The 21,214-nt window shown below is 68.0% G+C and carries 20 protein-coding genes; 12 read left to right on the top strand and 8 right to left on the bottom strand.

Annotation, left to right across the window (positions count from 1 at the left end):
- Positions 1-92: 92 nt before the first annotated feature.
- From EV138_RS18110 to EV138_RS18100, 3 genes are all read right to left on the bottom strand, one after another.
- A complete protein-coding gene (locus tag EV138_RS18110) occupies positions 93-983 on the bottom strand; it encodes a dimethylarginine dimethylaminohydrolase family protein (RefSeq protein ID WP_133980059.1) in 891 nt (296 codons plus the stop codon).
- Positions 984-1,196: 213 nt separating this feature from the next.
- The gene (locus tag EV138_RS18105) at positions 1,197-1,799 is read right to left on the bottom strand and encodes a PEGA domain-containing protein (RefSeq protein ID WP_133980058.1); all 603 of its coding nucleotides are present in this window, start codon (positions 1,797-1,799) and stop codon (positions 1,197-1,199) included.
- 3 nt (positions 1,800-1,802) lie between these two features.
- A complete protein-coding gene (locus EV138_RS18100; protein ID WP_133980057.1) occupies positions 1,803-3,404 on the bottom strand; it encodes a phage tail tip lysozyme in 1,602 nt (533 codons plus the stop codon).
- A 169-nt stretch (positions 3,405-3,573) separates the two neighbouring features.
- Between EV138_RS18100 and EV138_RS18095 the strand changes: the two genes are divergently transcribed.
- From EV138_RS18095 to EV138_RS18085, 3 genes are all read left to right on the top strand, one after another.
- Positions 3,574-4,242 (top strand): GntR family transcriptional regulator, encoded by a 669-nt coding sequence (locus EV138_RS18095; protein WP_112245398.1) that lies wholly within the window; start codon positions 3,574-3,576, stop codon positions 4,240-4,242.
- A 146-nt stretch (positions 4,243-4,388) separates the two neighbouring features.
- A complete protein-coding gene (locus EV138_RS18090; protein WP_112245396.1) occupies positions 4,389-4,775 on the top strand; it encodes a phage holin family protein in 387 nt (128 codons plus the stop codon).
- Between the two features lie 7 nt (positions 4,776-4,782).
- On the top strand, positions 4,783-5,235 hold the full coding sequence (locus EV138_RS18085) for a low molecular weight protein-tyrosine-phosphatase (protein ID WP_133980056.1): 453 nt from the start codon (positions 4,783-4,785) through the stop codon (positions 5,233-5,235).
- Between the two features lie 56 nt (positions 5,236-5,291).
- Here EV138_RS18085 and EV138_RS18080 read toward each other — a convergent pair whose 3' ends face one another.
- A complete protein-coding gene (locus tag EV138_RS18080) occupies positions 5,292-6,503 on the bottom strand; it encodes a pyrophosphate--fructose-6-phosphate 1-phosphotransferase (RefSeq protein ID WP_133980055.1) in 1,212 nt (403 codons plus the stop codon).
- Between the two features lie 439 nt (positions 6,504-6,942).
- Positions 6,943-7,440: an Lrp/AsnC family transcriptional regulator gene (locus tag EV138_RS18075; protein ID WP_238158208.1), complete on the bottom strand. Its 498-nt coding sequence runs from the start codon at positions 7,438-7,440 to the stop codon at positions 6,943-6,945.
- 62 nt (positions 7,441-7,502) lie between these two features.
- Between EV138_RS18075 and EV138_RS18070 the strand changes: the two genes are divergently transcribed.
- Positions 7,503-8,456: a DMT family transporter gene (locus tag EV138_RS18070; RefSeq protein WP_133980054.1), complete on the top strand. Its 954-nt coding sequence runs from the start codon at positions 7,503-7,505 to the stop codon at positions 8,454-8,456.
- A 55-nt stretch (positions 8,457-8,511) separates the two neighbouring features.
- Here EV138_RS18070 and EV138_RS18065 read toward each other — a convergent pair whose 3' ends face one another.
- Positions 8,512-9,504 carry an acetamidase/formamidase family protein gene (locus EV138_RS18065; RefSeq protein ID WP_133980053.1) on the bottom strand — a complete coding sequence of 331 codons (993 nt, stop codon included), beginning with the start codon at positions 9,502-9,504 and terminating at the stop codon, positions 8,512-8,514.
- A 132-nt stretch (positions 9,505-9,636) separates the two neighbouring features.
- On the opposite strand from EV138_RS18065, the gene EV138_RS18060 reads away from it, so the two are divergent.
- The 4 genes from EV138_RS18060 to EV138_RS18045 all read left to right on the top strand — a co-directional run bounded on the left by EV138_RS18060 (position 9,637) and on the right by EV138_RS18045 (position 15,155).
- The gene (locus tag EV138_RS18060; protein ID WP_133980052.1) at positions 9,637-10,329 is read left to right on the top strand and encodes a response regulator transcription factor; all 693 of its coding nucleotides are present in this window, start codon (positions 9,637-9,639) and stop codon (positions 10,327-10,329) included.
- Complete coding sequence (locus EV138_RS18055; protein WP_238158207.1) at positions 10,326-12,230, top strand: sensor histidine kinase; 1,905 nt, start codon at positions 10,326-10,328, stop codon at positions 12,228-12,230. The genes EV138_RS18060 and EV138_RS18055 overlap by 4 nt, the downstream gene beginning before the upstream one ends.
- Before the next feature lie 388 nt (positions 12,231-12,618).
- A complete protein-coding gene (locus tag EV138_RS18050; protein ID WP_133980051.1) occupies positions 12,619-14,058 on the top strand; it encodes a S1C family serine protease in 1,440 nt (479 codons plus the stop codon).
- Between the two features lie 332 nt (positions 14,059-14,390).
- Complete coding sequence (locus tag EV138_RS18045) at positions 14,391-15,155, top strand: aminoglycoside 3'-phosphotransferase (protein WP_133980050.1); 765 nt, start codon at positions 14,391-14,393, stop codon at positions 15,153-15,155.
- Here EV138_RS18045 and EV138_RS18040 read toward each other — a convergent pair.
- Positions 15,138-16,496: a carbohydrate-binding protein gene (locus tag EV138_RS18040; RefSeq protein ID WP_133980049.1), complete on the bottom strand. Its 1,359-nt coding sequence runs from the start codon at positions 16,494-16,496 to the stop codon at positions 15,138-15,140. The genes EV138_RS18045 and EV138_RS18040 overlap by 18 nt on opposite strands.
- Positions 16,497-16,650: 154 nt before the next feature.
- Between EV138_RS18040 and EV138_RS18035 the strand changes: the two genes are divergently transcribed.
- Together EV138_RS18035 and EV138_RS18030 are read left to right on the top strand one after the other, a co-directional pair.
- The gene (locus tag EV138_RS18035) at positions 16,651-17,166 is read left to right on the top strand and encodes a DinB family protein (RefSeq protein WP_133980048.1); all 516 of its coding nucleotides are present in this window, start codon (positions 16,651-16,653) and stop codon (positions 17,164-17,166) included.
- Between the two features lie 15 nt (positions 17,167-17,181).
- A complete protein-coding gene (locus EV138_RS18030; RefSeq protein ID WP_133980047.1) occupies positions 17,182-17,895 on the top strand; it encodes a pirin family protein in 714 nt (237 codons plus the stop codon).
- Positions 17,896-18,012: 117 nt separating this feature from the next.
- Here EV138_RS18030 and EV138_RS18025 read toward each other — a convergent pair whose 3' ends face one another.
- Positions 18,013-18,336, bottom strand: coding sequence for an L-rhamnose mutarotase (locus EV138_RS18025; RefSeq protein ID WP_133980046.1), 324 nt, complete (start codon positions 18,334-18,336; stop codon positions 18,013-18,015).
- Between the two features lie 123 nt (positions 18,337-18,459).
- Here EV138_RS18025 and EV138_RS18020 point away from each other — a divergent pair, with 123 nt between their 5' ends.
- Positions 18,460-19,227 carry a VOC family protein gene (locus tag EV138_RS18020; protein ID WP_133980045.1) on the top strand — a complete coding sequence of 256 codons (768 nt, stop codon included), beginning with the start codon at positions 18,460-18,462 and terminating at the stop codon, positions 19,225-19,227.
- Positions 19,228-19,300: 73 nt separating this feature from the next.
- The gene (locus EV138_RS18015; protein ID WP_133980044.1) at positions 19,301-21,208 is read left to right on the top strand and encodes a penicillin-binding transpeptidase domain-containing protein; all 1,908 of its coding nucleotides are present in this window, start codon (positions 19,301-19,303) and stop codon (positions 21,206-21,208) included.
- Positions 21,209-21,214 lie beyond the last annotated feature (6 nt).

Genomic DNA, 21,214 nt, shown 5'->3' with positions numbered 1-21,214 from the left:
CCCCATCGGCGAAGACTCGACAAATTGTCCCTTCGCCCCGGCACAGCGGCCACCTTTGCGCCGCAGTACCGGAGGCGAGATGGACAATCTGCTCAGCCGGGGAGAACGACCTCGCCACCGACGACACTGGCGGCGGCAAGGTCGAAATCGAGCGGGTTGGTCAGGCAGCGCGCCGACCCACCACCCTTGTGGAACTCCGACAGGTCCAGTACGACGACCCGCAGGCCCAGGCCGGTCAGGATGTCGTGCAGCCGCGTCGAGCAGGCCGGCATGATCACGGTCTCGTTCACGACCAGGGAGTTGCCGCTGAACGCGAACGCCTCCTCGTCGGTGAGCACGATCGGGTCCGGCACGATGCCGAACAGCTCGGCCTGGCTCGCCGGGTCGAGCGCGGGCGGGTAGACCAGCGCGTGCGTGCTGTCGATCGGGCAGAACGGCAGGTCCAGGTGGTACATGCCCTCGTGCGTGATGCGCAGGCCGCGGACCCGGATGTTCCAGCCGGCCGCCAGGTGCTTGAGCGCGTCCTCCTCGGTGCGCGGACCGTACCCGACCACCAGGCTGTCGCCGAAGACGAAGGCGTCGCCGGACTCGAAATGCGGGCCGACCCCGTCACCGCCGGTCCGGTCCAGCTCGAAGCCGTGTCCGGTGAACCACCCGGCCGCGGTCAGCGATTCCTTGCGGCGCGGCTCGAACCGCATGTGCGAGAGCATCGCCCGGCCGCCGGACGCGTCCTCGGTCGGCGCGGTGGCCAGGCCGAGGTTCATCGCGTAGACCATGTCGGGCGAGTCCGGCCGCTGCTCGAGGACCTCGACCTCACCGCCGGCGTCGATGATCGCGAGCCGCAGCGAATTCCACTGGCGCATCGTCAGCTCTGGGTCGGGCTGGTCCTGGGTCGACATGTACGGATTGATCACGTAGTCGATCCGGAAGTGGTCCGGCCGGACCATCAGATACCGGCGACCCCACCCCAGCTGCTGCCCCATGAACCACCCCTGCACACTCTGTCCGTCATTGACGGATTCTCTGATTGTCCGACAATCAGTCAGTGTGCAGGTCCGCTCCTGTCGGCGTCAACACGGGTCGGGTGAACAACAGAACACGGGTCGTGCGAACGACGGACCGCCGTACGGCAGCCGCCCTCCCGCGGGTTGGCGAGAGGGCGGAGCGGAGTCGTGACAGCGGCCCGGGGAGCCGGGCTACTTGGTGTAGATGAGTTCCAGCTTGGACGGGTCGTAGCCGTGCCCGATCAGCCAGTCCATCGAGGCCTTCTTGCCGTCGGGGAAGGTGATCTTGATGTAGAAGGCCAGCTTCTCCGGGTCGGTCGGATCGGCCTTGGAGGCGCCGTAGTTGACCGTGAACCCCGGGCCGACGTACGGCAACTCCTGCAGGATCGGATAGTTCTGCGTGAGCCGGTCGGTGCGCTCCTGGTACCGCCGGCCCTGCTCGGCCTCGGTCTCGAGCACCTGGTCCGGGTGGTTCTTCTCCCACTCCCGGCCGACGTCGCCGTTGGAGAACAGGAACATCTTCACCTCGGTATCGGCCTGGACGTTGATGGTCTCGGTGTAGCTCTGGAACCCGCGCCGCTCACCAGTCAGCGTGTGCTCGCCCTCTTTGATCTTGAGGACACCGTTGGCCGCGACCTGCTTGCCGTCCAGGGTCAGGGTCAGGTCGTTCGGCACCGAGCGGACCGAGACGTTGTGCTCGGGGCTGCCGCGGAAGGCGAGGTAGCCGCCGAGCACGACCAGCACGATCACCACCACCGTGCCGCTCAGCACCCACAACCGCCTGCTCTCGTCCATTGCCTACCCCTGCTTCTTGATCCGGGCGACCGTGTACTGGCCGTGCGTGTCGACGAACTGGACGATCGACGGTTGTGGCACCCGGCCGTCGCCGGCACTCGATCCCAGCGAGGCCGACAGCGCGTTCCAGGTCTTGCCGTCCGTGCCCTTGAACGTCCCGACGTAGATGTAGGTGTGGCCGTCGTTGACGAAGATGTCGCCCGGCTGCAACTGACTGACGTTGTTGAGATTCTCGAACACCTGGTACTTGCTCGAGCCCTGGACGTAGTCGCGCTGGCCGCCGGTCCCACGTTTGACGTAGTCCTTGTCCACACCGCTCATCACCATCACCGTAGCGACATAGACACCACAGTCACTGAACGGCCACGTCCCGGTGGACCCGTTGAACTCCGGCATCGCCTTCTGGTACGCCGGGGTCGCGTCCTCCTTCTCCTGCCCGTGACCCCGGTCGCGCCAGGCCAGGCCGAACGCGGTGTCCACGATGCTTCCGTTCCCCGCGCCCGCGCAGCCGCCGCCCGCTCCCGAGCCCACACCCTTGCCGAAGTTGGCGAGCACCTCCTTGGCCGACGCCTTGCTCTTCGCGTAGCGCGGGTGGTTCGGATCCTCGCTGCCGCCGAAGCGCTCGTAGTACCGGGCGAAGGCGACCGCGGCGTCCTCGACGGTCTTGGCCGCCTTCAGCATGGTGCCGGCCTGGCCTTCGGCGGCCGGGCCCTTGCCGGACAGCTGGACCTTCAGGAAGTCGAGCTGGAACTCGAGCGTCTCGATCTGCTCGTCCTTGGCCCCCGACGATCTCGACGGCGTGATCATCTTGCTGGGCGGTGTCCATTGGACGATGCCCCAGCCGCCGCCGTAGTCGTTCGCCGTACCGGGCTGGTCGACCTCGGCCGCCGGGGTCTTCGTGCCCGGCAGCGTGTTCTGCTTGCGCATCGGCTCGACCGACGACTCGTCGATCATGTTGCCGACGATGCCGGCCGACTGCTCCTTGGTGTAGCCGTTGGAGACGAAGTAGTTGAAGGCCTTCTGCTGGTTGTTGGAGCCGCTCAGCGGACCACCGCAACTGCACCCGCCCGTCGAACCGGGCGTCGCGGAGTCGCCGATCTGGTCCTTGGGGTCGACCGATTCCAGGTGGCCCTTGCCGTCGGTGTCGACCCAGAGCTCGAAGTGCAGGTGCTCGCCGCTCACGCCCGGCTCGATCTCGTTGCCGGAGCCGGACTTGCCGATCTCGTCGCCGCGCTTGACCTTCTGGCCGACATGGACCGACTTGGAGCTGAAGAACTGGTACCGGGTCTCGACGCCTTCCTCGTGCTTGATCCGGATCCAGTCACCGGCGACCGAGGTGACCTCGCCGTCCTCGGCGGCCAGCACCGGGCTGTCCTTCTTGACGTTGTAGTCGATGCCCTGGTGCTGAAAGCTCCAGCCGGCGGCCTTGTCGTGCGCGGAGGTCGGCCACCCGAAGGCTGCCGCCTGGTCGGCAGAGCCCGAGTCGCTGCACGTGTCGCTGCCGAGCGCGCCCAGCGCTCCGCCGATCATGGCCATGACGATCAGCAGCGGCAGCACCAGGATGAGGCCGATGCCACCGAGTATCGGTAACGTCTTGCCTTCCATCGCCTTCTCCTCGCGCAGTCAGTGACTCTCCCCTTGCCGGGGGGAGGGGCGGACACCAAGGAACAGACTGCCCGAAAACCAGGTCATTATGTCGAAAGTTATCCACAGGTAGCTGTCCACCCGGGTGCGCCCGCGCGACAACGGCCCCTGACTAGACGAGAATCGGTCCATGTACGAACGGCTGCGAGTGGACCGCTCGACCACGGTGGACCGGGTGGTCGACGCTCTGCGCACCGCTTTGTTCGCGGGCGACCTGGAGCCGGGGACCCCGCTACGAGAGCAACCGCTGGCCGAGGCGCTCGGCGTCGCCCGCAGTACGGTCCGGGAAGCGATGACCATGCTGGTCACCGAGGGCCTCGCGGTCCGCGAGCCGAACAAGGGCGTCAGCGTCGCGATCCTGCACCCGGCCGCGGTCGCGGACATCTGCAAGGCCCGGTTCGTGCTGGAATCGGCCGGGATCCGGGCGTGGTTCGACGCCGACGAAGTCGCCCGCGAACGGGTCCGTGCCGCGATGCGCACCTTCGCCGCCACCGCCAAGGAAGGCGCCGATCCGGAGGCGATGACCGAGACCCACCTGGCGATCCACCGCAGCCTGGTCGCCCTCACCGGCAGCGCCCGCCTGATCGCCACCGCCGACTCGATCACCGGCGAGGCCAGACTCGCCCTGGCCCGCGTGGACGCCCTGCGCCAGGACGCCAAACAACAGGTCGCCTCCCACCGCAAACTCGTCCGCCTCCTGGAAAAGGGCGACCTCGACGAATGCGTAGAAGAACTCCGCCGCCACCTGGCCGGCGCCGAAGAATCCCTCCTCGAAGCCATCACCACCCCACCAACCTGATCCGGTACCACGGCTCCCCACGCGGGCGCCGCCGCTCGCTCGGCGCCTGCTCCCACCCACTTGCCTTCACCGCTGGTGGAGGGCGTAGTACGGCGTGTTGATTGTGGGACCGGGGTTGGTGGACCGACAGGTGGCAGGATCTAGGTATGAAGAACTTGATCATCAAGTTGCTGGCCAATGCCGTTGCGCTGGCTGTTGCGAGTTGGGTTGTCAGCGGGATCACACTGCAGGGCGCGACCACCGGGCGCCGGATCCTGACCCTGCTGATCGTGGCGGCGATCTTCGGCATCGTGAACGCGGTGGTGAAGCCGATCGCCAAGCTGCTCTCGCTGCCGTTCATCATCCTGACGCTCGGCCTGCTGATCTTCGTGATCAACGCGTTGATGCTGCTGCTCACCTCCTGGATCACCGGCAAGCTCGACGTGCAGTTCCACGTCGGCGGGTTCGGCGCCGCGTTGCTCGGGTCGCTGGTGATCACCCTCGTCGGCATGCTGCTGAACCTGCTGCTGCCCGACGAAGCCGAGATCCACTGAGCCCTGCATGACCCGCACAGTGAGGCACGTGGAAGTGGTGTGCACCGGCAACATCTGCCGGTCACCGATCGGTGAGGTGGTGCTCCGCGCCAAGCTCGCCGAGGCTGGGATCGACGACGTCGTGGTGACCAGCTCAGGGACAGGCGACTGGCATCAGGGCGACCCGATGGACTCCCGCGCCGCGGCGGTCCTGGCCCGCAACGGGTACGACGGAAGTGCGCACCGGGCGCGCGTGTTCGAAGGGTTCACCGATCACCACCTGGTGCTCGCGATGGACTCCGGGCACCTCGCGATCCTGCGCGACCACGGCGGCCCCGACCTCGCCGTACCGATCGAGCTGTTCGCCGACGCCGACGTACCGGATCCGTACTACGGCGACGATTCCGGCTTCGACGACGTCCTGGACCAGATCGAGAAAGCCGCCGCCCACTGGGTGCAACGGTTGCAGGCGAACCACTAGTTGCCCGAGGCCCGTAGTACCGGAAGCAGAAACCCCGGTACTACGGGCGCAACGCGTCAGGCCTGGCCGATGTCGCTCAGCAGGGTGGCGAACCAGTCGACCGAAGGGTCGAATTCCTTGCCGCCGGCGATCCGCGGGAACTCGATCGCGCGGAGTTCGTCGCCGCGGTCCTCGTCGTGGCCCACGACGCCGCTCTCGCCGCGCAGCGCCGCGTCGACCGCGTAGTCCGTGCACTGCTTGATCAGCTCGAGGTCGCGCTCGTTCGCGGCCGCCGAGCGGCTGAAGTAGCCGCTCTTCTGGACCATCGTCTTCTCCGCACCGATCCGCTCAGCGAACTGCTTCGCGAACCACGCGCCCGGGTTGATCGTGTCCAGCTTGACGTGCCCGAACGGATCCCGCGGCACGTCCTCGCCGCGAGCCTCCATCTCCGCCACGATCGACGGTACGCCGGCGCCTTCGGACAGGAAGATGTTGACGCAGTCGTTCTCGTCCATCACCGCCTTCAGCCGCTCGGCCTCGGCGTCGAGGTCGATCGTTGCCTCCGGCACGTAAACCGCGTGCACGTCCCAGCCGCCGGCGGTCAGGCCGATCCCCGGGTTCCATTCCTGCGCGGTGACCCACTTGCGGTACTCCGCAGCCGTTGCCGCGGTCAACCAACCGCAGTTGCGGCCCATCACCTCGTGCACGACGAGCATCCGCGGGTTCGAGCTGTGCTCGGCGATCACGTTGCGGGCGAACAGCGCGCCCTGCTCGGCAGCGGTCCAGGCACCGAGGCTCTGCCGGATCGGGATCACGTCGTTGTCGATCGTCTTCGGCAGGCCGACCACCGTCAGGTCGTAGTCGTGTTCCTGCAAGTACGCCGCCAGGTCGGCCGCCGTCGTGTTGGTGTCGTCGCCGCCGATCGTGTGCAGGACGTCGACCCCGTCGGCGACCAGTCGCTCGGCCGCCACCTGCAGCGCGTTCTGGCCGTCGGCGATCAGGCCGCGCTTCACCAGGTCGGCCGTATTGGTCAGCTTCACCCGGCTGTTGCCGATCGGGCTGCCGCCGAACTTGTGCAGCAGGGCGGCCTTGGCGCGCACCTCGGGCGTCACCTCGACGTGCCGGCCGCTGAGCAGACCGTGGTACCCGTTCAGGTAGGCGATGATCTCGACGTCGGGCGCCACTTCGGTGTAGCGCTCGATCAGCCCACCGACAGCGGAGGACAGGCAGGGCGCGAGGCCACCGGCGGTGAGCAGGGCAACTCTGCGGACAGACTTGTCGGCAGCCATGGTCAGGGTCCTTCCAGGGGTCGCTGAAGTCGCCTCCAGCGTAGTGATGCAGACCACCTTCCACGCTGGTTGGGGTTCACCGACCGGACAGCGAACGTGTCAGAGCGGAGGAAGGGATGCTCCGGGACCCACGCTGGTTGGGGTTCACCGACCGGACAGCGAACGTGTCAGAGCGGTGGGAGGGATGTTCCGGGACCCACGCTGGTTGGGGTTCACCGACCGGACAGCGGGCCTGTCGGAGCGGAGGGAGGGATGTTCCGGGACCGACGCTGGTTGGGGTTCACCGACCGGACAGCGAGCAGGTCAGAGCGGAGGGAGGGATGTTCCGGGACCCACGCTGGTTGGGGTTCACCGACCGGACAGCGGGCCTGTCGGAGCGGTGGGAGGGATGTTCCGGGACCGACGCTGGTTGGGGTGCACTGGCCGGACGGCGAGTGGGTCAGAGTGGGGGGAGGGGGACGTTGCGGGGGTCGACGGGGGTGGAGACGATGAACGAGCTCGTCGTCTCGCCGTGCACGATGAACTTGTCGATCACGCCCTCCAGACCGCCGATCGAGGCGACCTGGATGCGGATGAGGAAGCAGTCCTCACCGGAGATGCGGTGGCATTCGACCACCTCCGGAGTACGGCGGGCAAGGTCGATGATCCGTGGGTTCTGACCGGGCCCCGGCCGGAGCCGGACCCAGGCGGCGACCGGCAGTCCGAGGGCGCCGGGGTCGAGGTCGAGGCGGTAGCCGCGGATCACACCGGACTCCTCCAGCCGCGCGATCCGCTCGCGAACAGTCGGCGCCGAGACACCGAGGCGCCGGGCCAGCTCGGTGGCGCGGATCCGGGGATCGTGTTGCAACTCAGCGAGCAGCCGGAGATTGATCTCGTCCAGCTGCGGTTTCTCAGTTCGAAGGTCGGAAGCGCCATTCATGTTCACATCGGAAACCATCGAGCACCTCGAAGCATCGTTTCAGCATGGAGAGAAAGACAATCTCCTTCTAGCCTAGACGGGTGAACAGGACCGTCAAAACGCCCCAGAACCTGCAAGCGGCCGGAGCTGCCGCCGTGACCGTGCTGCTGTGGGCCTCGGCCTTCGTGGCGATCCGGCACGTCGGCACCGAGTTCTCCGCCGGCGCTCTGGCACTGGCCCGCCTCCTGGTCGGCAGCATCGCGCTCGGCGCCCTACTGTTCATCCGCCGACCCGCCGGGCCGACAGTTCGCACCCGGAAGTGGCCGGCCAAGCGGGACTGGCCGCCACTACTCGCGTGCGGCTTGCTCTGGTTCGGCGTCTACAACGTCGCCCTGAACGCTGCCGAGCGCCGCCTCGACGCCGGGACCGCGGCCATGGTCGTCCACATCGCTCCTCTGCTGATCGCCGTACTGGCCGGGCTGACGCTCGGCGAAGGCTTCCCCCGGCAGCTCGTCGTCGGCAGCCTGGTCGCGTTCGGCGGCGTGCTGCTGATCGGTACGTCGACGTCGACCGGCGGCGCGGAGACCTGGGGAGTCGTCCTCTGCGTCATCGCCGCCATCTCGTACGCCGTGGGCGTGGTCAGCCAGAAGCCGCTGCTCGACCGCCTGCCTGCCGCGCAGGTCACCTGGCTCGCCTGCACCATCGGAGCGGTCAGCTGCCTGCCGTTCGCTCCCGCCCTCTTCCACGAGCTGCGTACGGCGAGCGCTGCGTCAATCTGGTGGGTGGTCTACCTCGGTGCGGTCCCGACAGCGCTCGGCTTCACCACGTGGGCCTTCGCTCTCCGCCGTACGACGGCGGGCCGGCTGGGCGCCACGACGTACCTCGTGCCGGTCGTCGCCATCGTCCTCGCCTGGGCACTCCTCGGCGAACGGCCCGCGGCTCTTGCCCTTGCCGGCGGTGCCGTCTGCCTCATCGGCGTCAGCATCTCCCGCCGCCGAAGCCGAAGCGAGCGCAGTACCGCAGAGGCGCCGACATTGAGCACAGTGGACGCCTGACCCGCAGTACGGCGTGGGCGGGCGCCTCGACTCGCAGTACTGCGTTGGTCGGCGGTCAGCTCGCAGTACTGCGAAGGTGGGCGTGGATACCGTTGTAGACCTCAGTGCTCGGCAGTAGACGCTTGGGGACCTTCGTGACGACGCTGTAGTTGGCATCGACCACGTTGGCAAGAGGGACTTCGCTGATCTGGCTCAGGAGCTGGTACGCGTCCAGCTTGTCGAGACCGCAGAGCTCACCGAGCCAGCCGACCATGTCCACCTGACCTGCACGCCACGCATCCTCCAGCGGCCTGCTGGAGCCCACGACGGCCAGGTACTCGTCGTTCTCGATCCGTGGCCACGCAGGACCAGGCGTCTTGAGCAGGTCCACTACCAGTACTACGTTCATCGCGCCCTCGACCGCAGTACCGCAGGACTCGCCCTCACCCTGCCGGTAGTGCCCGTCACCGACAGAGAACAAGGCGCCTTCCACGTTGACCCGCAGATAGCAGGTGGCACCTGCCCTCATCTCCGGCGTGTCCATGTTGCCGCCGAACGTGTCCGGCACCAGCGACGACCGCACCTCCCCCGCAGCCGGAGCCACGCCCACAGTGCCGAGCATCGGCTCGATCGGCAGAGCGACTTCGAGGTCACTGCCCTGTGCCCGGAAACCGACGGTCTGCTTGGCGCTGTCGACCTCGTAGATCCAGGTGCGCTCCGGCAACGGGTCCTGCAGAGTCGCCGTACGGTCGGTGCTGGTGAGGCCGCCGAAGTACGGGATGGTTGCCGACGCACCCCAGCTTCGGGCAGGGGTCAGCTCGACGAAGTGCAGCACCAGGGTGTCGCCGGGCTCGGCTCCCTCGACGTAGAACGGTCCGGTCTGCGGGTTCACGAACGGCATCGTGAGTGACGCGCTGGCGAGGTCCGCCGTACTGCGAAGGCGGCCGCAGAAGGCGTCCTCCGTCCACAGCCGCAGCATGGTGCCCGGCTTCACCCGGCGGACCGGTGCTGCGCCGCCGAAGGTCCAGGCGTACTGCTCGGGCTCGGGTGAGAACTCGACGATGTCCACGCCGGAAAACTACGCCCGGTAGCGCTTGTTCGCGACTGATCAGCGGGTTCTCAGCCGATTCTCAAACAGACGGCATAACCTCGACACGCGACAGAAGGCCGGGTGGACCGGTCCGGCGAACGGGAGCGCGAGATGCGAGTACTGGTGGTGGACGACGACCGGGCGGTCCGGGACTCGCTGCGCCGTTCGCTGGAGTTCAACGACTTCGAGGTGGTGACCGCCTCGGACGGCGCCGAGGCGCTCGCGGTGATCGGCAACGTCGAGCCGGACGTGGTCGTGATGGATGTGATGATGCCGCGCCTGGACGGGCTGGAGACCACCAAGGCATTGCGGGCCGCGGGCAACAACGTCCCGATCCTGGTGCTCACGGCGCGCGACGCGGTCGCCGATCGCGTGGACGGCCTCGATGCCGGTGGCGACGACTACCTGACCAAGCCGTTCGCGCTGGAAGAGCTCCTGGCTCGGCTGCGAGCGCTGCTGCGCCGTAGTACGACGCCTGGTGAGGGCGGGCCGCGCGGCGAAGTCTTGCAGTACGCCGACCTGGTGGTGGACGTCGATGCGCACGAGGTGCACCGCGGCAACATCCCGATCCCGTTGACGCGCACCGAGTTCTCGCTGCTCGAACTGCTGATCCGCAACCCACGCCGGGTGCTGGAGCGCGCGGTGATCCTGGACGCGGTCTGGGGCTACGACTTCCCCACCACGGCGAACTCCCTCGAGGTCTACATCGGCTACCTGCGCCGCAAGACCGAGGTCGACAACCTGCCCCGCCTGATCCACACCGTCCGCGGCATCGGCTACGTGCTGAGAGACACCCCACCGTGACCACGCAACCCCCACCCGACGACTTCCCCAAGTACGCCCGCCCGCCGGACGAGGAAACCCTGGAGCTCGGCACCCCCCAGCCCCCGTACCCCGACCGCCGCCGCACGTCGCCCACCCGCCCCACAACCGGCCCCCGCCCACCCGCCCCAACCCCGACCGGCCCCACCGGCCCGGCTCCGGGCGAACCGACCCAGGGCGTGCCGACCCAGGGCGTGCCGAACCAGCACATGTCTCCGAGCGCACCGCCTCCACGCGCTCCAGGTCAGGACGCGCCGAGTCACGGCGTACCAGGTCTGGGCGTGCCGGTTGAAGGCGCTCAGCCTCAAGGCATGCCCGGTCAGGACGGCTCAGCACAAGGCAGTGCGGGCAAGGTCGGGGCGCGTGGCAACGGGAGCGGCGCCAACCGGCGCATGGTTGCGACTGCTTCACGCACGCAGGACTGGTGGCAGGAGAAGCTGCACGAGCTGAGCCTGCACGCCCGGGTCACCCTGCTCGCAGCCGTCGCCGTCGGCCTCGCCGTCGCATTCGTCAGCGTCGCCGCCTACGCCACCGTCAGGCAGCAGATGTACCGCAACCTCGACAACAGCCTGATCATCCGCGCCACCCAGGCTGCCAAGAGCGGAGTACTGACCAGCAAGGACAACCTCCAGCGGGTCACACCTGAAGAGCTCGGCCTGAGCGACATCCGCCTCGGCGTCTACACCGCCGAGGGCGATCGAATCGGCGCCTTCGAAGCCGCCCCGCCACCGATGGAGGCTCCCGAACTCGCCATCGCACAGGGCCAGGAAGCGGGTGTCTACAGTCTGCGAACAGCAGGTGCCCGGAATGGGTCGCATTACCGCGTGATCGCGGTGCCGGCCGGATATTGCCCTTTGCCGGGCGGGGTGCGCTGCGACGATGACCAACTCGAGCCCTCGGCTCTGGTGGTCGCGCAGTCGTTGACGCCGATCGACCGCACCTTGCACAACCTTGGGATCGTGCTCTGGGCCGTGGGTCTGCTCGGCGTCATCGGCGCAGCCCTGGCTGGTAACGCGATCGCACAGTCCGGCCTGCGACCTCTCGCCCGGCTGACCGGCGAGGCCGAGCGGATCGCGCGGACCGAGGAGCTGAAGCCGATCCCGGTGACCGGTTCGGATGAGATCTCGCGGCTCGCGTTGGCGTTCAACGCGATGCTCACAGCGCTAGCGAGATCGCAGGACCGGCAGCGCCGGCTGGTCGGCGATGCCGGGCACGAGTTGCGTACTCCGTTGACCAGCATCCGCACCAACCTCGATCTCCTTGCCCAAGCAGACAAGAAGGGTGGGCTCCGGCCCGAGGACCGCCAGCAGTTGCTGGACGACGTACGCGCCCAGATGGACGAGCTGACCAACCTGATCGGCGACCTGACCGAGCTGGCTCGCGATACCCCGCAGGTTCGCAACGCCGAGCTGATCGAACTGTCGAACGTCGTCGAGGACGCGGTGATCAAGGTCCGTCGTCGCGCCCAGTCGCTGGAGTGGGACGTCCAGTTGACCCCGTTCCCGGTCTGGGGCGACGAGCGACTCCTCGGCCGCGCGGTGACGAACTTGCTGGACAACGCGGCGAAGTACAGCACGCCCGACGCAGCGGAACGTAGTACGGCGGAAGGCGAGCCGGCGGGGCGGGTCAGCGTTCACCTCTTGGACGGCGTACTGACCGTCACCGACAGCGGACCAGGCATCGCCGACGCGGACCTGCCGCACGTCTTCGAGCGGTTCTACCGGTCCAGTGAGGCACGCAGCCGCCCGGGTTCCGGCCTGGGACTGGCGATCGTGAAACACGCGGCCGAGCAACACGGCGGCATGATCTACGCGCGCAACGCCCCCGGCGGCGGCGCCCAGTTCACCCTCTGGCTCCCCCACGCCGCCACCCAGTCCCGCTGACCTCCCGTACGACGTGTCGCCGGCGCTCGACGTCAGGCGAGACGATTACGCCGCAGCTCGTTCTTGCTCCTCGGGCGAGCACCACGCTGACGATCCCGTCGCCGAACGCCCGGATCCCTCGCGTCTGCAACAGGACCCCCGCGTCGCGACCAGCCCCCGGCGGAAGGATTCGCACCGGTGCATCATCCACTGCGCGACCGACAGTGCGGTCACGGTCCGGGGGAACGACGGCCAACCCGCGCGGCGACAGTGCGGCCGCGACAACGCAGTACGGCGTCGGCAGCGTGAGCAGGAGCTCACAGTGTCTTCAGGGGATCTTCATCGAGTTCTTCGGGAGCTCTGACGGGATCTTCAGGGCTCTCTCAGGTGGAACCGCCAAGGTTTACCCATGACCGAGAACCAGCCACAGCAGCCGCAGAACCAGCCGGGGCCCGACGCACCGGCGCAGGGTTCGACGTACGGGAACCAGCCCCAGCAGGGCGCGCCGTCGTTCGGTTCGAGTCCGCAGGAGCGCACCCAGCAGTTGCCGATGCAGGGCTACGGCCAGCACTCGCAGCAGCAGTACGCGCCGCAGGGCGGGCAGCCGCGGATCGGTCAGCACTCACCAGGTGGGAGTGCATACCCGCAGGGCGGGCAGTTCGGGACGGCCGGGACGCATCAGGGGACGTCACCGGGCCCGAACTGGCCGTTCGGCCCGCAGCCGGCCCAGCCGGAGCCCCCGAAGCCCAAGCGGCGCGGTCTGGCTCTGGTGGCAGCCACCGCGCTGCTGGTCGGCACCGCAGGCGGAGTCGGTGGTGCCGCTGTGTACTCGGCGACCAACGACTCCAACAGCTCGACCCCGTCGGTCACGGCCCCGCTGAACGGCAGCCAGGCCGCACCGGTGTCCGCGCCGGACGGTTCGGTGCAGGCAGCGGCCGCGAAGGTGCTGCCGAGCGTGGTGAAGATCGGCGTTGCGACCTCGCAGGGCGCAGCCACCGGATCGGGCATCGTGATCAGCCAGGACGGGCTGATCGTCACCAACAACCACGTGGTCGCCGGCGCCGGCAACGGCGGCAAGATCTCAGTGATGCTGAACGACGGCCGGACGCTGTCGGCCACCATCGTCGGCACCGACCCGCTGACCGACCTCGCGGTGATCCGCGCCGACGCCAAGGACCTGAAGCCCGCCGTACTCGGCAAGAGCGGCACGCTCGGCGTCGGGCAGGGCGTAGTCGCGATCGGTTCGCCGTTCGGGCTGGAAGCGACCGTGACCAGCGGTATCGTCTCGGCACTCAATCGTCCCGTCACCTCCGGTGACGAGGAGCAGAACAGCACCACCGTCTTCCCAGCAATCCAGACAGACGCCGCCATCAACCCCGGAAACTCCGGCGGCGCCCTGATCGACCTTGCCGGCCAGGTGGTCGGAATCAACTCCGCGATCAAGACCGCCGGCGGATCGGGACAATCCGAAGGCGGCAACATCGGCCTGGGCTTCGCAATCCCGATCGACCAGGCCAAGCCGATCATCGACGAGCTGGTGGCCAAGGGCAAGGCCACGCATGCACGGCTCGGCGTAGAGGTCGGCGACGCGGGGTCTTCCGACGGGCTCCAGCAGGGAGCGACCATCGGCAAGGTGACGGCGGGCGGTGCGGCGGACAAAGCCGGTCTGCAGCAGGGTGACATCGTCACCTCTGTCGACGGCAAGGCGATCGCGTCAGGGGACGCGTTGGTCGCCGCAGTCCGTTCGCACCGCCCCGACGACGAAGTCAGCATCACCTTCACCCGAGCCGGCAAAGCCCAAACCGTCAAAGCCACCCTCGGCTCCGACAACGGCAACCCCACCGGCTGACCCAAACTCCCTTTCCGCCCAGACCAGGACTGCGACCGCCCACCGAGCGGCCGCAGTCCTGTTTTTTGTACGTCGCCCGTCGCGCCTCCTACGTCGGCCGCTCGACCCACCCACCCGGGGCCGCGGCTCCTCCGTCGCCGCTCAGCGCGTCGTCGAGCGGCGCCAGCCTCGTTCGCTACCCCGGCACCGACCCATCGGCGGCTGACGTCAAGCCGGTTGGGACATCTCTTGGGCTGGCGAGTGGGCGCGTGGTGATGGACCGCGGCGAGGTAGGTGCTGTCGGATGCCGCGGGTGACGGCGACGTCCTGGGTGTGGGTGTGACGATGGCGGGGTGGACTTTTTGGTGAGTGCTGGGTGGGAGCCGGTGGTGGGTGGGGAGTCGGCGACGGAGGTGTTTCGGCGGGGTGGGGTTTATGCGAAGCGGTGCTTGGTGGATGGAGTAGCTGAGCTGCGTGGGGAGCGGGATCGGGTGGAGTGGTTGGCAGGTACGGGGATTCCGGGGGCGAAGGTCGTCGACTGGATTGAGTCGTCGGAAGGCGCGGTGTTGATGACCACGGCTGTTCCGGGGGTGGGCGGTGGTGATGTGCCGCCATCGCGTCGTGCGGTGGAGAGTCTTGCGGCCATGGTCAAGGCGTTGCATGAGGTGCCGTTGGTGGATTGTCCGTTCGAGCGTCGGGTGGACGATGTCGTCAGGCAAGCGGCGGACGTCGTACGGCGGGGTGCGGTGGAGCCGGATTTCCTTACGGATGAGTGGCGGCTTGTGCCGTCGGAGCGGTTGCTCGCTGGCTTGTACGGCGAGTTGGACGAGGTCCGGGCGAAGGCGGACCTTGTCGTCTGTCACGGGGACGCCTGCCTGCCGAATTTCCTCTTCGACCCGGAGACCCTCGAGTGCACCGGCATGATCGATGTCGGTCGGCTCGGCATCGCCGACCGGTATGCCGATCTCGCCTTGCTCAAGGCCCAGATCGAAGACGAGTGGGCCGTTGACGCCACCGGCTTCCTGAAAAGCTACGGGCTCGTGGAGCCCGACGGTCAGCGGCTCAGGTTCTACCGGCTCCTCGATTCGCTGAGCTGGGCTTCAGCGGCCCTGGAGTGATTTGACGTTGTCTCCGAAGGTCCAGTTCTTGGAGCCGTCCCAGTTGATGGACCAGGTCATCAGGCCCTTCAAGGAGTTGCTGAAGGTGTTCCAGGATTGGGCGACCAACGACGGGGACATATAGCCGCCGCCGGCGCCGGGCTGGGCGGGGAGGCCGGGGACCTGCTGGTCGTACGGGACTCGGATGGTGGTGCCCTGGATGACCAGGCCGGTGTTGAGGCAGGTGGTCTGGGCTACGAAGCCTTGAACGGTGCCCGCGGAGTACGAGTCGCCTGAGCAGCCGTACATGCTGCCGTTGTAGTACTGCATGTTCAGCCACCACAGCCGGCCGTTGTCGGCGTACTTCTTGATGATCGGGAGATAAGAGCCCCAGATCGAGCCGTAGGTGACGCTGCCACCGGTGACGTACGCCGTCTCGGGGGCCATCGTCAGGCCGAAGTTCGACGGCATCTGGGCGAGGACGCCGTCGATGATCCGGATCAGGTTGGCCTGCGAGGTGGACAGCTGGTTGATGTTGCCGCTGCCGGTGAGGCCGGTCTCGATGTCGATGTCGATACCGTCGAAGTTGTACTTCTTGAGGATCGGTACGACGGTCGCCACGAACCGGTCGGCGACAGCGGACGAACTGAGGTCGATGCCTGCAGCGGCGCCGCCGATCGACAGCAGGATGGTCTGGCCGGCCGCCTTCGCCTGACACATCTCGGTCGGGGTGGCGGCCTTCACGGTCGCGTCCATGCCGTCCTCCCACTTCACCGTGCCGTCGGACAGGATCACCGGGAACGCCGCGTTGATCACGTTGTACCCGTGCTGCGCGATCCGCGAGTCGGTGATCGGCGTCCAGCCGAAGGGCGGGTGTACGCCGTTGGACGCCCCGTCCCAGTTCTCCCAGTAGCCCTGCAGCACCTTGCCGCCCGGCCTGGACTTCACCGGACAGGTCGCCGACCCAGGCGGCGGCGTCGTGGGTGGAGTGGTCGGCGGTGTCGTGGGCGGTGTAGTCGGTGGGGTCGTGGGCGGTGTCGTCGGAGGAGTCGTCGGCGGCGTGGTCGGTGGGGTGCTGTCGCACGCGCCGAGGTCGAGCCAGAGCGAGGCAGCGGCGACCGGGTTCCAGCCGGCGCCGGGCGGCGCGGTGTGCGCAGTACGGGCCTCGTACAACCGCCCTTGATAGGTCACCTTGGCGCCGACCGCATAGCTGACCCCTTCGGCCCACGCGGGCGCAGTACACGCCACCTGCACCGCCGACTGGTCGGCCTGGGCGGCCTGCGCCGCCACCAACCCGGCCGACGCCAGGAGCAGCCCCGTTGCAACGGCACTCGCGAGCACACTGCCGACCCGTCGGTTCATGGCCACTCCCATCCAATACGCAATGACCTTTCGTTTATTCACCGTAGGGCGTCGACTCCTCGCGCCGCCACGACATGTCGGAAACCCGCCTCTGGCAACAGCGCTGGTTTATTCGCATGCGGTGGGAGCGTGTAGACGCCTAGGGTCCCGCGGTATGACGATTCCTCGGGAGCGGCCGCCGTACGTGGCTGATGAGCGGACCCAGTTGGTCGGCTGGCTCGATATGCAGCGGGCCCTGGTGCGGTGGAAGTGCGAGGGGCTGGCCGCGGCCGACGAGCAGCGGGTGGTGTTGCCGAGTTCGCCGTTGATGACGATGGCGGGGCTCGTGTCGCACATGCGGTGGACCGAGCACTGCTGGTTCAACGTGCTGTTCCTGGGCGAGTCGTTCGAGGGCAACCCGCAGTTCCAGGAGGAACCGGAGGACCTCGACATGATGCCGGGCGACGTACCGCTTGCCCGGCTGCTGGACGAGTTCGAGCAGCAGTGCGCCGAGTCGAACAAGATCATCGCCGAGCATTCGCTCGACGAGGTCGGCAAGCACCCCGACTTCGGCGCGGCCAAGGCCACGCTGCGCTGGATGGTGCTCCACATGGTCGAGGAGACCGCCCGGCACGTCGGGCACCTGGACACGATCCGCGAACTCCTCGACGGCGAGAAGGGCTACTACTGAGCCACACTGGTGCGCATGAGTGTGGACATCCGCCGGGCCGCTGACCGGTTTCGGACCGAGAACGAGTGGCTCGACTCGCACCATTCGTTCTCCTTCGGCCCGTACTACGATCCCGCGAACGTCGGCTTCGGCCTGCTCCTCGTGCACAACGACGAGGTAGTTGCCCCTGGCACCGGATTCGCCACGCATCCCCACCAGGACCTGGAAATCGTCACCTGGGTACTACGCGGCGCTCTCGTCCACCAGGATTCTCAAGGCCACAACGGGATCGTCTACCCCGGCCTCGCCCAGCGGATGAGCGCCGGTAGCGGAATCCAGCACTCGGAGAAGAACGACGCCGGCGAACCGGTGCGCTACGTGCAGATGTGGGTCCGGCCCGACGAGGTCGACCTACCACCGTCGTACCAGCAGGCGGAGGTCGACGACGCCCTGTCCAGCGGCGGACTCGTCCCCATCGCGTCGGGTCTCCCCAAACACGCCGACACCACAGCCATCCACATCAACCAACGCGGCGCCGGCCTGTACGCCGCCCGCCTCACCCCCGGCGCGGCGGTCGAGTTGCCGACGGCCCCTTACGTCCACCTCTTCGTTGCCCTAGGCACCATCACCCTCGAAGGCGCAGGCGAACTCAACACCTCAGACGCCGCCCGCCTCATCGCCTCCGACGGCCCGCGCGTCACGGCTGGCCCGGAAGGCGCGCAGATCCTGGTCTGGGAAATGCGTCCGTAGTGGTGAGGCGGACCGCCAGGCCATCACAATCGCCGCGGGTCTGCCCTCCTGGCGCTCACGGCCAGCATCGGAACCGCGGTACTGATGTCGTGGCGGTCCGCAGGAGAGCGCGAGGACCTAGTCGGTCTGTTCGGACATTGTCCAGACGTGGTTGAGGGGGTGGGTGCCGTCGGGGTTCTTGGCGAAGGACTCGACGAACTGGCTCATGTGGGCCTGCCAGCGTTGGTCGACCGGGTCGTTCGCGAGCTGAGCTACTGCCGCCTCGTAGTCGTCGCACTCGACGAGGTGGAAGAGATCCCGGCCGCTGCGCCAGATGCTCCAGTCGCGGATGCCGGCGCGGTTCATCACCGTGATCAGCTCGGGCCAGACTCTGGCGTGCTCGAGTTCGTAGGCCTCTTCGGTGCCGGGAATCAGCCGGCTGTGCAGTGCTAGGCGGGTCACAACGTAGCAGGATATACGCCGGGAGTGATCGAACCGTTATCCGATCATTCCTCGGGCGTCTCGACGTGGCCGGTGCTCCCTGGCAGGGTGTGGGGCCCGGCAAACGGATTCCCGGAGGGGTTGATGGTGGAGCGGAACACACCCTGGCCGCCCGGTACGCCGAATTGGGTGGACCTGGCCGCCGACGATCCGGCTGCTGCCGCGGGCTTCTACGCCGACCTCTTCGGCTGGAACTGCGAGCACCGGAACTCCACGGAGTACTTCGTCTGCAGCCTGGCCGGCGAGGACGTCGGCGGGATCGGGCCGAAGCAGCCGGGGATGGAGCACCGCGAAAGCCGCTGGACCACCTACCTGGCGACAGACCAGCTCGAGCGCACGCTGGACGCCGTACAGGCCGAGGGTGGCCGTCGGCTCGTCGGGCCCTGCGATATCGCGTTGCAGGGCCGGATGGCGATCACGGCCGATCCGAACGGCGCGATCTTCGGACTTTGGCAGGCCGCGGACCACGTCGGCACCGAGAGGCGATCCACGCCTGGCTCGCTGGTCTGGAGCGAGGCACTCAGCCGGGACCACGAGGCCGCCAAGAAGTTCTACCTCGGTCTGTTCGACTATCGGGCGGAGGAGGTCGGCGGGTACGACACGCAGTACGCCGCCCTGTACGTCGGCGACCGCCCCGTCGCCGGGACCGGCGAACTCCACCCGGACATGCCGAAGGACACGCCTCCGCACTGGTTGCCGTACTTCGCGACCGCCGCCGTGGACACCACCGTCGCCCAGGTCGTCGAGCGCGGCGGCTCGCTCGGCGGGGACCTGCTGGACACGGATTTCGGCCGGATGGCGGTTCTCTCCGATCCCGAGGGCGCCCGCTTCGCGGTGATCCAGCTCGGCTGAACCATTTTTCTCCGCATGGCACGCTGGTCCCTTGTCCGCAGTGTGTACCCGATGCCGTGCGAGAGTTGAGAGCGTGAAGCGAACTGCTGCGATCGTCTGCCTGAGTGCCGTCCTGATCACCGCCGGCTGTTCCGACAGCAAGTCGAACGGCGGCGGGAAACCTGACCCGAACAACGAGAAGCAGGCTTCCGCGGCAGCGGTCAAGGCCTTCGCGGATGCCTGGGTCAAGGCCTGGGCGCCGGACGGCAAGCCGGACGAGGCGGCCGCGCTGACCGACGCGCCGACGACGTTCGGCCCACGGCTGGACAGTGTGGACACCGCTCTGGTCGCCCAGTCCGTGACAGTGACGCCGCAGGGCGACCCGAAGTGTTCGGACGATTCCAACTGCACCCAGGAACTCGCCGTCGAGGCGATCCTGCGCGGCATCGGCACGATGAAGTGGACCAGTACGGCGACCGCGGTGAAGACCGGCGACGCGTGGAAGATCAAGGCGTCGGGCGACACGATCTACCCGGGTCTGGGCGAGGCGAACTATCTCAAGCGGGTCCGCACCGTCCCGCCGCGCGCTTCGATCCTCGACCGCACCGGCAAGCCGCTGACCACGAACCGGCCGGTCGTCATCGTCGGGGTTGCCTCCGGCAACGTGGCCACCGCCGCGACGTACGCCGCCTTCACCAAGAACCTCGACGTCGACGGCACCCGGCTGTGGAAGCGGGCGAAAGGCCTGCCGCCCGGCCAGTTCGTCGACGCGATCACGATCCGCGCCGAGGAGTGGGACAAGCTCCGCAACACGGTCGGCAAGTTGCCCGGCGTCCTGACCATGGGCGGCACGGCCTCGCTGCCGGAGAGCTCGACCTTCGCCCGGTCCGTCATCGGCACCATGAAGACGGCGACCGCGGAGACCTTGAAGAACGCGGGTCCGTCGGCGTCCAGCTCCGACCAGGTCGGTACCACCGGTCTGCAGTTCGCGTACCAGCAGCAACTGGCCGGTACGCCGGGCGGCTCGGTCACGCTGCGGGACGGCAAGACCAAGATGGCGATCAAGGAGGTCTTCAAGCAGCAGGCCAAGCCTGGGGTCGCGGTGAAGACGACGCTCGACACCAACCTGCAGCGCTTCGCCGAAGCCGCCCTGGCGACGAGCAAGTTGCCCGCCTCGCTGGTCGCCGTGCAGGCCTCCACCGGCCAGGTCCTGGCCGCCGGCAACGGCCCGACCGCGACGAACTACAACCGCGCGTTCCAGGGCCACTACGCGCCCGGGTCGACCTTCAAGATCGTCACCTCGGCGGCACTGCTCGGCACCGGAATGACCAAGAACACCGTGCTGCCGTGCACGAACACGATCAACGTCTTCGGCAAGACCTTCAAGAACTACGACGCACTCGCGCCGTACGGCAACGGCAGCATGGAGCGGGCGTTCAACCAGTCCTGCAACACCGCCTTCATCTCCCAGCACGGCCGGCTGCCGGCCGACCGGATGACCAGGACGGCAGCCATGTTCGGCATCGGCCAGGACCTCAAGCTGTCGATTCCCGCGTACGGCGGTGAGGTGCCGGCGCCGAAGGACGACGTCGCCGAGGCGGCCTCGATGATCGGTCAGGGCACCGTCACGGCGAGCCCGCTGGCCATGTCGCTGGTCGGCGCCGCGGTGAAGAACGGTACCGCGCTGAAGCCCGTTCTCGTGCCTGGCAAGGACCCGGCCGGTCCCGCCGCCGCACCGTTGCCCCCGGCAACTGTCGCCGCGCTGCGGGCGATGATGCGCAGTACCGTCACCGGCGGTACGGCGCACGCGCTGGCCGGCAGCGGCGTGGTCTCCGCGAAGACCGGTACCGCGGAGGTGGTCTCGAACGGCAAGGTGATCACCAACGGCTGGATGGTCGGCTTCCGCGGTGACGTCGCCTTCGCGGTCATCGTCGAGGGCGGCATCTCGGGCGGCAAGGCGGCCGGCCCGATCGTGCAGAACTTCCTCTCCCGCTTCAAGTAGCCGGTA

The organism is Kribbella voronezhensis, from assembly GCF_004365175.1.
Taxonomy (GTDB): Bacteria; Actinomycetota; Actinomycetes; order Propionibacteriales; family Kribbellaceae; genus Kribbella; species Kribbella voronezhensis.
Note: the sequence above shows the minus strand (reverse complement) of the source record. Positions and strands in the feature narration are given on the sequence as shown.